Raw genomic sequence first — 12,925 nt, forward strand, 5'->3', positions numbered from 1 at the left:
CCTAAAGGCTTTGAAGAGCATTTTTACTTTAAGCCATAAAGACTCATAAAAAACAAGAAAGCAATAGCCAAAGCACCAAAAATCAGCAAGTTTTTCTGTCCTGGAGTCAAGGTATTGACACCCAAGCCATATTTCAGGTTCTCTTGGAAGCCCGATGCAGTACCCGCAGGACCTATATTGGTAAAAGCAACTTTCTTGGCACTACAAACCGGACACTTCCAATTGTTGGGCAGTTCCTCGAAGGAGGTTCCTGGGGCAATATCGTGCTTGTCGTCACCTTTCTGGGGTTCGTAAACGTAGCCGCAGGCGCGGCATTCGTACCTATCTAACGCAGTGTTGGCAACAGCTTGTTCGCTCATGGCTCAGGCATTAGTGAAAAGGAAATATTAAACATATGTTAAAAATTATGACACAAGTGTTGGAATTTTCTATCTCAAGCCAAAACGAATCAAATCATCGCGAGTTCTGCCGAGCGGACATTTAGGAAAATCAATATAGATATAATGTGAAATAAGGTTAACAGAGTTAATTGCACTATCAAGCGGTAGAAACTTATTGTGTTTGTCCTCAGCGGTTACGAGTACCTCCTAGGCTTCCTCATTATCTGTAGCCTAGTGCCTGCCTTGGCTCTATCAGCGTCCAAGCTCCTGCGACCGAGCGGTCGCAACCCAGAACGGCGCACCACCTATGAATCTGGTATGGAACCCATCGGTGGAGCCTGGATTCAGTTCAACATCCGCTACTACATGTTTGCTCTTGTCTTCGTCGTTTTTGACGTAGAAACCGTATTTTTATACCCATGGGCAGTAGCTTTCAATCGCCTCGGGCTGTTGGCATTTATTGAAGCCCTCATTTTTATAGCAATTCTTGTAGTTGCCCTAGTTTACGCATGGCGTAAAGGAGCTTTGGAATGGTCTTAGATACAAATATAGAGCAGCAGCAGAAAGAGCGCATCCTCAACCCGATTGAGCGTCCTACAGTCACCCAAGATTTGTCAGAAAACGTTATCCTGACTACTGTTGACGACCTTTACGATTGGGTACGGCTTTCAAGCTTGTGGCCTTTGCTGTTTGGCACTGCTTGCTGCTTCATTGAATTTGCAGCTCTTATTGGTTCCCGATTTGACTTTGACCGCTTTGGTTTGATTCCCCGTTCGAGTCCCCGCCAAGCTGACTTAATTATTACAGCAGGCACAATCACCATGAAGATGGCACCCCAGTTGGTACGTCTTTACGAACAAATGCCAGAACCCAAGTACGTAATTGCCATGGGTGCTTGCACGATTACTGGCGGTATGTTCAGCGTGGACTCTCCCTCTGCAGTGCGTGGAGTTGATAAGCTGATTCCGGTAGATGTTTACTTACCCGGTTGTCCGCCACGTCCGGAAGCAATTATTGACGCGATTATCAAATTGCGGAAGAAAATAGCGGATGATTCCATTCAAGAGCGGAATCGCACCAAGCAAAAACACCGCTATTACAGTACCACTCACAAACTCAACCCAACCGAGCAAATTCATACGGGTCAGTACTTGCTTTCTGATACCCGTGTTGCACCACCGAAGGAATTAACAGAAGCGATCGGTCTCCCAGTACCACCTGCTCTCCTGACAGAAAAAGCGAAGAAGGAGGAAACAAACCGTGGCTGAAGAAGAATCAAAACCAGTACCAGCTGGCGAACAGTCACTGGTAAAAGCAGGTAAAGTATCTCAGTGGTTGACAGAAAATGAGTTCGCTCATGAGTCTCTAGAAGCAGACCACAACGGTATAGAGGTCGTTAAGGTAGAGCCAGATTTTTTACTGCCCCTCTGCACTGCTCTGTATGCTTACGGATTTAACTACCTGCAATGTCAGTGTGGCATTGACTTGGGACCGGGGCAACAGTTAGTCAGTATGTATCATTTGATTAAAGTCAGTGATAATGCCGATCGCCCAGAGGAAGTCAGAATCAAGGTATTTTTGCCGAGAGAAAATCCCAGAGTTCCCTCAGTTTACTGGATTTGGAAAACAGCAGACTGGCAAGAACGGGAATCTTTTGATATGTACGGCATTATTTACGAAGGACACCCCAACCTCAAGCGGCTTTTGATGCCAGAAGATTGGGTTGGTTGGCCCCTACGTAAAGATTACATCTCACCCGACTTCTACGAATTACAGGACGCTTATTAAACAGTGACCACCTGACCAGTGAGCAGTGACCACACACGGTCTCACCCTCGTTCCCAGGCTCCGCCTGGGAATGCCTTTTTTGGAGGCTCCGCCTCCTGTACTTAGGTAGACTTTCCCAAGCTATATTCGTGTAGATTAATGTTTAGATGAATGTGGACAATTAACTCCTACGATATTTTCTCCTTAAAAACACCAGGTAGCGATCGCTTCAGTGAATTTGTTGACTCTCTAATTAGAGCACAAGCATATGCTGAAAGTATGCCTATATCAGAGGTATCAACAAATCTACGGACAAATCTTGGTGATAGAGGAGTTGATAGCGAAGTTCGTCAACCTATGCCTGCTAATCTTATAGGTTGGATGGGTGTAGCTACCTGTTGGCAATCTAAAGCGACGAGTTATAGTAACATAATCTGATTCAGAGCTTTGCGAAGAAATTAATAAATCCTATGCCAAACAGCTCGTTCAAAGAGGTTATGGCTAGCGCTTTTGTATTTGCGACGATCTTCCCCCTGTAAAGAGAAGTGAATGGGAGCAGATTCTTGATAGAGAAGCTAAAAAGCTTAACTCTTCAGCACCACCATCTAGAGTGGTAACTGCATCCGATCTGGCTGCTTGGGCTAGTCAATATCCAGCAGTGGTTATCAAATTTTTTAAACCAAATTTAATAAATTGTTTAACCCTTGAAGATTGGGGAGACAGAATAACAGAACTTACGTCTACATATGTTCAAATAGAAGCATGGGCGGCTGTAAAACAGAGCATTCTCGACCATGCCAATTTTAAGATTTCCTGTAAAGATGCTAAAATGTGGACTCAGATTGATGAGGAGTATATGATAGGATAACTGCTCATTCTAACAACCAAGCAAACAATTCTTTAACTGTCAGTTTTAGCTCACTTGCAAAAGATGGCACGGGAAGCAGAGCATCTGGTTCATCAAAAACCTCTGTTTCTTGCTTGGGACGATAAACAAACACCGTTTGCTCTTCCGGATCGATCAACCAACCCATTTGGGTTCCGTGCTTCAAACAATGAAGAATATTTTTCGTGACTTTTGTCTGGCTTTGATCGGGAGACAAAATTTCAATTGTCCAATCTGGCGAGATGGAAAATGCATTGGCAACTTCCCCGTTCTCATCACGCGGAATCCTGCTCCATACAAAAACTGCAATATCCGGTACGATTGAGCGATCGCCAAAAGTGCAACATAACTCAGGAAATGCACGTGCTAAACGCTTAGGCTTGACTACAAGATTGATGGCAGGTACAAGTTCTCCTTGAATTAAACTATGTTTCCCTTGTGGCATGGGTTTTTGAATAACGTGACCATCAATGTACTCGCTGGCTGGTTTAGTTTCTGGTAGGTGTAGAAACTCCTCCAATGTCAGTATATTGGATGCGGCTTGTACCATATTGGGGTTTGTCTCCAAGACCGTCAGAGCAGTTTCAATCCTTATTTTACCTCTTGATTTCATGGCTTAGATGGAAAAATATTAGTCATATCATGTCTGCTTATATACCCTGAATAAAACTCACGCAAAGACGAGGCAGCGCTAGCTTGTGGTTACCACCAGTTGAAGCGCCTGCCGTCGCAAAGGCGCTAAGAAATTAAGACACTTTTCCGCATGGTTATGCTACCGGGCATGATATCAGAGAGGTAATGTCGTGTGGCAGTTGTGGTGCGGAATAGGGGTTTAATATTGCTAATAACCTCAATCTCTCCCAGCACATAAAATTTACAACCAAGACTCAACAGACAATGTTCTCACTTGTTGAATTCTCTGAAAGTCGCTATCAGCTGATACAATAGTAAGACCGTGTTGTAAGGCTATAGCCGCAATCCAAAGGTCATTTTCATCAAAGCCTAGGTCTGTTACCTGAGTTTTTCTCCGCTTGCTTTTTTCCTTGGGACCAAATTGTCTCATCAAAGCAGCTTTGATCTGACCGTAACGACTAGAAGCCAAAATACATAATAGTTTTTAGAAATTACCGGAAATATCTTACTAACTGTGGTATTATTAAATAAGTAATCCCACAGAAAATATGACAAGATATGTTACACCGCGAGAAGCGATGCAAATCCTCCAAGTCTCGGAAAAAACACTCAGAGACTGGGACAAAGCCGGAAGAATTCGTACAATTAGAACTCCTGCAGGGCATAGAAGATACGACATCGACAGCGTTCTTGACCCAACAAACACAAAACAACGAAAAACCATTCTCTATTGTAGCGTAAATATTAGCCGTGTCCTCTGTTATATTGTAGATGCGTATATCTTCAAGAAATTCTGTCAAAGAAGCGACATTAGTTTCCTTTTGTGCAGAATTTTCCATCATATATGTAAGTTCTCCCTGCACAATTACGCAAGTAGCGATGTTTAATTCTCCAGCCTCAGTTATTCGACGAATGACGTTTGGTTCGCCAAGAATGATAGCACTACAGTGATTTGTATCTAATAAGTACATCACTCAAAAGGATTTAAGTCATCATCGAATTTGGCTTTGCCACGAGTTGCGTAAACAGACTGAAGACACTTATCGAAGTCATCACCTGCCCAAGTGCCTGCGTGTCTGAGGATGGAACGGCCAGAAGCTTGACGGTAGGGTAGTTGAGAACTATCTATCGGGTTTTCTTGTGGTTGATTTAGGGTTTCAGAACCTGCTGTTTCTAGTTGAATATGTGGGTGTTGCGTATCTTTTTTTCCTTCTGCTCGCTGGGTTTTCAAAAAGCGTAGAAAATCAAGAGTTTCTTCTAAGAGAGGCTCCGGTGAGGATTCAATTTCTTGGAGCAGGCGTTCTTTAATCGTCATATAATTAATCCTCTGCTAGCATGACTTCCATTGTAGCTGTTTTGCCAAGCACATCTGGAGAATCAACTATAACAACTGCATCATACTGTCCACTCTTAACTTCAACAACAATTCTTTGGATTCCTTTTTCAGCACTAACTAAGACGTTCTGCACCCAAATCGGCGGAAGAGGGAATTATTTGCCCAAGCAGCGGTGCTAAAAACCCACTCGCCATCAATAGGAGTACAGAAACCAAAGTAGTTTTCGTAATGCAAATCCCGTGGTTGCAATTTCTGTTTTTGCTGCCACACACCTGTTTCTAAATAGAAAACACAAGCGTCTGCCGTATCAATCATTTTGGCAGAATTGGAACGGATAGAATTAACGATCGCTACATCTTTCGCCATCGCTAGAGCGCCTCTTTTCTCAGACTTTGTGAGAAATCCAGTTATACCAGTCTGTTTAAGAGAAAAAACAGTGTCTTATGTTGCATTTGCTAGTTTAGAATTGTAGTGAAGTTCAATACCAGGCTCATCTGAATTTAAATACACAGCCAATAAATCGTTCAAAACTTCTTCACCCAAAATTTCACCATTGCTGATAAATTTTTCTACTTCTATTGAACCATCTTCAAAAAACTCAACCTCCCATCTTTCACCAGGAACAGCTATATTCAGCATGACGGTTTCATCACGATTGTGAGCTAATGTGTAACTAATTTTTTTCTGTTCCAATTGATTTAAAAATTTGATTAATTTGCTAAAACCATTACTTTTCATTTATCAAACCTCTTATCGCTTAATAACTTGCGAACAATTTTAAATCCTGGTTTAGTTGCTGCGACTCCTGCTTCTATATCTTCCCAAAACATTTCACAAAACTCTTCCCAATTTGGTGAGCCTTCTGGGAGCGGCGCTTGTTTTATATTAGCCTTTTTGCTTTTGATGATATCTGATACTTTTTGACCAGAAAATTTATGTACGATTACTGTTTCCCCTTATTACTAAAATTTTATTATTAGTCTCTGTAGCCATCTTAGCTCGTTTGTGAAAAATTTATATCGACATCGCACTATAACCATTATAGCTGCCAACATCGTGCAACAAGAATAAGACAGTGCTCTCCAACAAACACATATGGAGCAAAACCACAATTGGAGTTATTATCATCATCGGTAAAGGAATTAGGGTTAGCATACCTATCACTGAGCAGGTGTTTTATGATGTAGATGACTAGATCAAGCAAAGCGTTACTACTGTAGATGGGAATACCTTTGCTATCTGTAATGAAGCCGAACAAATGTTGACCGAAATGTAGGATGTTTTAGAAGACAAATTTGGTGCCAGGATCGGTGACGTTTTATGGCAATTTAACAGCCCTAGTCGCATCCTTTGCAAAGCAAAGAAGTTGTTCTTTGAATTGAAATCTTATCTCCCCAGCAAAGTCAAACTAAAGTTACCAAAAATATTTTGCATTGCCTTCAGCATGGAACTCAGATGGGATTGGCTAATCGATCCAGAGGAACAATCCGTATTTGTTTACGCGCCAGATCGAAGCGCCACTTTTTACGATGAACCAAAAGCACGTTTGCCAGCGCCAGAATTTGCTGAAGACTTTAATCTTTCTGTAGAGGGCTTGTTTGGTTGGTTACTTGAATGAGTTATGCGATGAAAAGGGTTTCGCGATCGCATCATCATCATGTATCGTACAACTCCTTGCGGCATCATGTCCGGTTAATTACTTAATGATACCCAGATTTTACCGCTTGAGGAACTTCTACTGGAAGCCGTATGAGTATTTCTGTGCCTTTTCCAATTTCCGAATTACACAGCAATTGACCGCCATGTTGCTCCACAATTATAGAGTAACTGATAAATAACCCCAGCCCCGTTCCTTTTCCTACAGGCTTTGTGGTAAAAAAGGGATCGAATATGGAACTTTGAATTTGAGGTCCTATGCCGATGCCATTGTCAACAATCCGAATTTCTACCCATTTTATATTTTGGTCTTGACATTCTTTACTAGAATTGCTTAACTGCGTACAAATTTTTATGACTGGGTGAAAAGGTTCTTCCAAAATTTTTAGCTTCTCCTCTATAGCATCTACCGCGTTGCTTAAAAGATTCATAAAGACGTGATTTAATTGTCCTGGATAACAATTGACTGAAGGAATTTCTCCATATTCTTTCTTCACTTCAATTGCCACTCGGTTGGTTTGTTCTTTGATACGGCTTTGTAAGATGACTAGTGCGCTGTCTAAACCTTTGTGAATATCATCTTGCTGAGTATAAGCTTGCTCGCCACTTGAAAAATAACGCATTGACAAAACAATATCTCGAATTCTTTCTGCTCCCACTTGCATTGACTCAAGTACCTTTGGGAAATCTTGAAGCACAAAATCGAGTTCAGAAACTTGTATTGTGTTTAAAATTTCTGGATGTGGCTGAGGATAATGCTGATTGTATAAGTTGATAATATTCCTTAACACTTTCATGTATTCAGAAGCGTAATCTAGATTGCCATAGATAAAGCCGATCGGATTGTTGATTTCGTGAGCTATCCCTGCAGCTATTCGCCCCAAACTGGACATTTTTTCACTTTGGACAAGCTGTGTTTGAGTCAACTTGAGTTCATCTAAAGCTTGCTGAAGTTGCTGAGTTCTGGCTTGTAATTGTGCTTCTGAAAGTCGGAGTTCTACTTCCGTTTGCTGACGAATTTTCATTTCTTGTTTGAGTTGCTCATTTTGCTCTCTAAGTTGCTCGTTTTTGTGCTGAAGCTGAACTTGCAGAGTCCGAAGTGTCAGTTGATAATCTATTCTTGCTAAAACTTCTTCAATTTGAAATGGTTTGGCGATATAGTCTGCTCCTCCCAATTGAAATGCTTTTGCCTTATCCATCCCAGATACTAAGGAACTTAGAAAAATGATAGGAATATCCCTAGTCTGAGAATTTGATTTCAATTGTTCGCAAACCTGATACCCATCCATTTCTGGCATCAGAATATCAAGAAGAATGAGATCCGGTGGCTGTATGCGTATTGCTCTCAGAGCTACAATCCCGCTAGTAGCTTGTCTAACTTGATAGCCGTGCGATCGCACAATCGTAGATAAAACTCGTAAGTTGGTTGGTTCATCGTCAACAATCAGAATATCAACTTTTGAAGCTATGGATGGGGATTGAGGTAGCATACGTTTATGTTCTCTTTAACAGCCTGCAAGCAAGGCAGTTCTGCTGAAATTTTGCATTTCACAAAGTCCTTCTGATTTGCCTAAATCGCGTTTAAGTCCCCAGACATAATATTTGATTTCTTTTGTATAAAAGAAAATATTATGCGATCTAAGTTTCAGTGTTTTATAAGATTTCATGAAGAATACGTAGGTAGGGGAGTGCTGACAAAGTTTGTGTCAAACGCAAAATGCACATCTTCAGAGACTCGGTTTTGCTAGAGCAACCGGGTTTTTAGATTTAGAGTTAATTTTGTTTTGGCTGCTTAACAATACTATACATTAATGTAAATAAAATTAACATTTTCCCTAATTTCTATTAATTAATTCAAAATATTAATAATATTTTAATTTTTATCGTTACTACCCACCAAATGGTTAAACAACGCCTGTCTACTGGAGTTTCAGGTCTGGACGAAGTTTTGTATGGAGGTCTACTTCCAAACCGAGCTTATCTCATACGGGGCGGACCTGGTGTAGGTAAAACTACCTTGGGATTGCATTTTCTAGCTGTTGGAGTTGCACAAGGGGAAAGCAGTTTGTACATTACATTGGGGGAAGCCGCCGAGCAAATTCGTGACAATGCCAAATCTTTAAACATAGACGCGGAATGTATCAGCTTTCTCGACCTCAGCCCAAATACTGAATTTTTTACCCAAGTACAAACCTACGACATATTTTCTCCGGCTGAAGTTGAACGAGAACCTACCACTAAAAGAATAGTTGAGGAAGTAGAAACGAAAAAACCATCACGGGTTTTTCTTGATGCTGTCACTCAGTTTCGCTACCTATCTAACGACGCTTTTTTATTTCGCAAACAAGTGCTATCGTTTATCCGCTTTCTTCTATCACAAGGTGCTACTGTGATGTTTTCCTCAGAAGGAACTGACACCAGTCCTGATGATGACTTGCAATTTATTAGCGATGGCGTTATCTACCTCAGCCACTCTCGATTAGGTAGAAGTGTTTGTGTGACTAAGTTTCGGGGTTCGGACTTTCAACACAGTTTCCACTCCATGGAGTTGACAAAGACGGGTATGGAAGTTTTTCCGCGTTTGCAACCGGAAGTCTACAAGCAGGAGTTTGTTGCTCAAATGATTCCTTCTGGTGTTCCAGAACTTGATGAAATGCTGCACGGTGGGTTGGAAAGAGGTACCGTCACGCTGATAACGGGTGCAACGGGAGTCGGTAAAACAACTTTAGGTTTGCAGTTTATGAAAGAAGCTGCTCTAAGGGGCGAGCGATCGGTGATTTATACTTTTGAGGAAGCAGAAGATACTTTGCTACATCGTTCTGAATCCATAAATATCCCCTTATCTGTCATGAAGCAGAAAGGTACATTGTCAATTGTAGAGGTGGCACTGTTGCAATTAGCACCCGATCGGTTTGCGCGTTTGGTGCGGCATGAGGTAGAAGAGAAACAAGCCAGAATCGTTATGCTTGATAGTATTGCAGGCTACAGGCTTTCTTTAAGAGGGGAAAATTTAGTCAGGCATCTTCATGCTTTATGTAAGTATTTGCAGAACATGGGTGTCACAGTACTGCTGATTAATGAAACGGAGCATATTACGGGAGAATTTCGTGCTACTGAGTTAGGCATTAGTTACTTAGCTGATAGCATCGTGTTCTTGCGTTACATAGAAGTTCAGGGTCAAATGCGAAAGGCGATTGGGGTCCTAAAGAAACGGTTATCAGATTTTGAAAAAACTTTGCGGGAAATTGAAATCACTCGTTATGGAATTAAAGTTGGTAAACCACTTCATAGTTTGCGGCGAATTCTGAGCGGGACACCAGAATGGGTAGGTCATGACTCGCAATTAAAGTAAAAATAAAAATTTCATCCATAAACTAGAGTTTTTCTTGTTGAAACTGCTGCTAGAATTACAAGCAACAAAAGTTTATCCATCGCGCTCGCACTATTTTAGTACAGGCATTCGGTGATAAAAGTTAGTATGTTTCAACAATTTATAGGAATAGTTCGCAGTTTTCTAGGAGAAGAACTGTGAGACAGATTTTGCTCTTGCTCGAACATAAGGAAAATCGCCGCTTGTTGGCTCAATGGCTGAAAACGAGGTATGAAGTCATAGTGCCTGATGTTGACACAAGTCAAGGGAAAACATCAGCTCTCTGGGAACAGTCTTTTGATTTATGTATTTTATGTGGCGTAACACTCGAAGGTATAGAGCGGCAAATACAAGAGAGAAGAAATGCTGAATCGCCAGTCTTGCTGCCATTTCTCTTAGTCACTTCACGACAAAGCGTGGGGATGAGGACTCGTTACCTCTGGCAAAGTGTTGATGAGTTAATTATTACGCCAATACAAAAATTAGAATTGCTTTCCAGGATTGAAGTTTTGTTGCGATCGCGTCTTCTTTCAAAGCAATTGTTCGCTGCTAACAAAAAGCTCCTAATGGAGATTGAACAAAGAAGATGTTTGGAAACAGAAATTCGTTCTTCTTTACAAAAAGAAAGAGAACTTAATGAACTAAAATCTCGCTTTGTTTCAATGGTATCCCACGAGTTTCGATCTCCCCTACAAGTTATTTTGTCATCAGCACAAATGATTGAACTGTACGGCGAGCAACTGTCTAAAGATAGAAAAAAACAATTTTTTCAGCAAATTAAGCAAACAGTCAAAAAAATGACTCAATTGTTAGATGATGTGTTGGTCATTGGTCGTGCAGATTTGGGAAGATTTAAAGCAAGCCCCGAAATTATGGACTTAACAGAATTGTGTAGGGATTTAGCAGAAGAGATTCTTTTAAGTATGAATAGCAAGCATGCGATTTCTTTTGTCACTTACGGCAATTGCTGCGAGGCTTGCGTTGATGAAGTTTTAATCCGCCACATCTTGAGCAATCTACTTTCCAATGCCATCAAGTATTCACCATCGAATAGCACAATTCACTTTATATTACAATGTGTGGACAACGAAGCTATCTTCAAAATTCAAGACAATGGTATTGGAATTCCTTCAGAAGATAAAGCAACACTTTTCAGCTTATTCCATCGTGCGGCAAATGTCAGAGATATCCCCGGTACTGGATTAGGATTGGCGATCGTGAAAAAGTGTGTAGATTTATACGGAGGAAAAATTGACGTTGAGAGCGAACTCGGTGTAGGAACCACCTTTACTGTCACACTTCCCCTACCACAACTTGCCTTAATTAGCCGTTGACAGTGACCAGTGACCAGTGACCAGTGACCAGTGACCAGTGACCAAGTTTCCCTCGTTCCCAGGCTCAGCCTGGGAATGCCTTAAGGGAGGCTCCGCCTCCTCTCCTCATAACTAAATTTTACGAAAGCAAATATACTTAAAGAACCAAAAAGCTTTCAACATAAAACTTAGAACAATCACTTTGTCATCTACGTAATTTTTGAATCTCAGATTGCGATCGCAAACCTTATTAAAGCGACATTAAACTCATTCAGTAAAAGCCGATTTATATCTACTAAGCTATAAGTGATTTTCAAAATTCACTTAGGTAAGATATTTGAATTTAAAGATTGTATGTATTGTCTATTACTAACGATACGAAAAGCTAAAGTAATAAAAGAAAAAATAGCAGGTTTTTTATCTTATGGGACAGTTCTTTTTTGCAGTAGCTCCTAAAATACTGGAATTAGGAAATACTTTATTGATAAGTCACTTTCAACAGGTTTGTGCTACCAAGTGTGCTGCTATAGCAAAAACCTCGTATGCAGTAGGGCTTCTTCATGGAGCAGGAGGAATGCTTTTATTGGTTGTGGTAGTGGGAACAACGATCGTTGTTATTCAGCAAATACAAAAATCACAAAAACCACCATACGCGATCGCATAAGTCATTTAGTTGGTAATTGTTCCGTGCATTCTTCGTTCCCAGGCTCAGCCTGGGAATGCCTGACTAGAGGCTCCGCCTCACCACCTAACTACATTCATAAAGTAAAATAATGGGACGCAGCCGCTATCAAGTACTAGGAACTCAGCCCCATTTTCTCACATGCACCATAGTCAACTGGATACCCTTATTCAGTCAAGTAGAAATTGCACAAATTATTTTAGACTCTCTTAAATTTCTCCATCAACGGCAACGATTAACTCTTCATGCTTACGTCATAATGGAGAATCATCTTCATTTAATTGCATCTGCTGCAACTTTATCAAAAGAAATATGCAATTTTAAATCATTTACGGCTCGTTCTATTATTGACTTACTTAAGAAAGATAATAACAATTATATTCTTAATCAGCTTGAGTTCTACAAACTTAAACATAAGCACGACCAAGAATATCAACTTTGGCAGGAAGGTTTTCATCCTGAAGCTATTTTAAACGAGGCAATGTTCAGACAAAAGTTGGATTATATCCATAACAATCCTGTGAAGCGTGGTTATGTGGATGAACCTGCTCATTGGCGGTATTCTAGCTATCGGAATTACATGGGTGAGGAGGGATTGTTGGAGGTGGCGATGTTGGGGGAGGCGGAGCCTCTACTAATGCATTCCCAGGCTCAGCCTGGGAACGAGGGGTGAGCTGGTGGGATTGTTGGGGGAGGCGGAGCCTCTACTAAGGCATTCCCAGGCTGAGCCTGGGAACGAGGGGTGAACTGGAGAGATGTTGGGGGAGGCGGAGCCTCTAGTCAGGCATTCCCAGGCTGAGCCTGGGAACGAGGGGTCAGGGCGCTGGGAATGAGGGGTCAGGGCGCTTCACAATTCTTAATGTTGAAAAAGCAATTTAGGGACAGTATATTGTTGGCATCAT

General features: G+C 41.2%; 17 protein-coding genes and 3 pseudogenes. 11 read left to right on the forward strand and 9 right to left on the reverse strand.

Going from position 1 to position 12,925, the window contains the following annotated elements:
- Positions 1-23 precede the first annotated feature (23 nt).
- The gene (locus F7734_RS37025) at positions 24-359 is read right to left on the reverse strand and encodes a rubredoxin (RefSeq protein WP_155749462.1); all 336 of its coding nucleotides are present in this window, start codon (positions 357-359) and stop codon (positions 24-26) included.
- A gap of 198 nt (positions 360-557) precedes the next feature.
- Between F7734_RS37025 and ndhC the strand changes: the two genes are divergently transcribed.
- From ndhC to F7734_RS37050, 5 genes are all read left to right on the forward strand, one after another.
- Positions 558-920, forward strand: a complete 363-nt coding sequence (ndhC, locus tag F7734_RS37030; protein WP_038082265.1) for a photosynthetic/respiratory NAD(P)H-quinone oxidoreductase subunit C — start codon at positions 558-560, stop codon at positions 918-920.
- Positions 911-1,648: an NADH dehydrogenase subunit K gene (locus tag F7734_RS37035; protein WP_155749463.1), complete on the forward strand. Its 738-nt coding sequence runs from the start codon at positions 911-913 to the stop codon at positions 1,646-1,648. Before ndhC ends, F7734_RS37035 begins: the two co-directional genes overlap by 10 nt.
- Positions 1,641-2,168, forward strand: coding sequence for an NAD(P)H-quinone oxidoreductase subunit J (locus tag F7734_RS37040; protein WP_166482392.1), 528 nt, complete (start codon positions 1,641-1,643; stop codon positions 2,166-2,168). The genes F7734_RS37035 and F7734_RS37040 overlap by 8 nt, the downstream gene beginning before the upstream one ends.
- Positions 2,169-2,318: 150 nt before the next feature.
- On the forward strand, positions 2,319-2,585 hold the full coding sequence (locus F7734_RS37045; protein WP_155749464.1) for a hypothetical protein: 267 nt from the start codon (positions 2,319-2,321) through the stop codon (positions 2,583-2,585).
- Between the two features lie 172 nt (positions 2,586-2,757).
- The gene (locus tag F7734_RS37050; protein WP_155749465.1) at positions 2,758-3,015 is read left to right on the forward strand and encodes a hypothetical protein; all 258 of its coding nucleotides are present in this window, start codon (positions 2,758-2,760) and stop codon (positions 3,013-3,015) included.
- Between the two features lie 4 nt (positions 3,016-3,019).
- Here the strand turns inward: F7734_RS37050 and F7734_RS37055 are convergent, their stop codons facing one another.
- Positions 3,020-3,583: a Uma2 family endonuclease gene (locus tag F7734_RS37055; RefSeq protein WP_155749487.1), complete on the reverse strand. Its 564-nt coding sequence runs from the start codon at positions 3,581-3,583 to the stop codon at positions 3,020-3,022.
- Positions 3,584-3,907: 324 nt separating this feature from the next.
- Positions 3,908-4,135 carry a PIN domain-containing protein gene (locus F7734_RS37060; protein WP_243147295.1) on the reverse strand — a complete coding sequence of 76 codons (228 nt, stop codon included), beginning with the start codon at positions 4,133-4,135 and terminating at the stop codon, positions 3,908-3,910.
- A gap of 79 nt (positions 4,136-4,214) precedes the next feature.
- Here F7734_RS37060 and F7734_RS65655 point away from each other — a divergent pair.
- A pseudogene (locus F7734_RS65655) lies at positions 4,215-4,343 on the forward strand (MerR family DNA-binding transcriptional regulator); the annotation flags it as partial.
- 96 nt (positions 4,344-4,439) lie between these two features.
- Here the strand turns inward: F7734_RS65655 and F7734_RS37070 are convergent.
- From F7734_RS37070 to F7734_RS37090, 5 genes and pseudogenes are all read right to left on the reverse strand, one after another.
- Positions 4,440-4,637: pseudogene (locus tag F7734_RS37070) on the reverse strand (type II toxin-antitoxin system VapC family toxin); the annotation flags it as partial.
- Positions 4,637-4,981, reverse strand: coding sequence for a DUF2281 domain-containing protein (locus F7734_RS37075; RefSeq protein WP_155749466.1), 345 nt, complete (start codon positions 4,979-4,981; stop codon positions 4,637-4,639). The pseudogene F7734_RS37070 and the gene F7734_RS37075, both read right to left, overlap by 1 nt.
- A gap of 4 nt (positions 4,982-4,985) precedes the next feature.
- On the reverse strand, positions 4,986-5,135 hold the full coding sequence (locus tag F7734_RS37080) for a hypothetical protein (protein WP_155749467.1): 150 nt from the start codon (positions 5,133-5,135) through the stop codon (positions 4,986-4,988).
- A complete protein-coding gene (locus F7734_RS37085) occupies positions 5,120-5,368 on the reverse strand; it encodes a hypothetical protein (RefSeq protein ID WP_155749469.1) in 249 nt (82 codons plus the stop codon). Before F7734_RS37085 ends, F7734_RS37080 begins: the two co-directional genes overlap by 16 nt.
- 75 nt (positions 5,369-5,443) lie before the next feature.
- On the reverse strand, positions 5,444-5,740 hold the full coding sequence (locus F7734_RS37090; protein WP_207714300.1) for a hypothetical protein: 297 nt from the start codon (positions 5,738-5,740) through the stop codon (positions 5,444-5,446).
- 639 nt (positions 5,741-6,379) lie between these two features.
- Here F7734_RS37090 and F7734_RS37095 point away from each other — a divergent pair.
- Positions 6,380-6,620 (forward strand): annotated as a pseudogene (locus F7734_RS37095) (Uma2 family endonuclease); the annotation flags it as partial.
- 82 nt (positions 6,621-6,702) lie between these two features.
- On the opposite strand, the gene F7734_RS37100 reads toward F7734_RS37095, so the two are convergent.
- Entirely contained in the window at positions 6,703-8,148 is a 1,446-nt protein-coding gene (locus F7734_RS37100) for a response regulator (protein ID WP_155749471.1), read from the reverse strand.
- Between the two features lie 410 nt (positions 8,149-8,558).
- Here F7734_RS37100 and F7734_RS37105 point away from each other — a divergent pair, with 410 nt between their 5' ends.
- The 4 genes from F7734_RS37105 (at position 8,559) to F7734_RS37120 (ending at position 12,696) form a co-directional block, all read left to right on the forward strand.
- Complete coding sequence (locus F7734_RS37105; protein WP_155749472.1) at positions 8,559-10,010, forward strand: ATPase domain-containing protein; 1,452 nt, start codon at positions 8,559-8,561, stop codon at positions 10,008-10,010.
- A 176-nt stretch (positions 10,011-10,186) separates the two neighbouring features.
- Complete coding sequence (locus tag F7734_RS37110) at positions 10,187-11,362, forward strand: HAMP domain-containing sensor histidine kinase (protein ID WP_166482393.1); 1,176 nt, start codon at positions 10,187-10,189, stop codon at positions 11,360-11,362.
- A gap of 403 nt (positions 11,363-11,765) precedes the next feature.
- Positions 11,766-12,005, forward strand: a complete 240-nt coding sequence (locus F7734_RS37115; protein ID WP_155749473.1) for a hypothetical protein — start codon at positions 11,766-11,768, stop codon at positions 12,003-12,005.
- A 109-nt stretch (positions 12,006-12,114) separates the two neighbouring features.
- Positions 12,115-12,696 carry a transposase gene (locus F7734_RS37120; RefSeq protein ID WP_155749474.1) on the forward strand — a complete coding sequence of 194 codons (582 nt, stop codon included), beginning with the start codon at positions 12,115-12,117 and terminating at the stop codon, positions 12,694-12,696.
- Positions 12,697-12,925 lie beyond the last annotated feature (229 nt).

The sequence above is a fragment of the Scytonema sp. UIC 10036 genome (assembly GCF_009725235.1).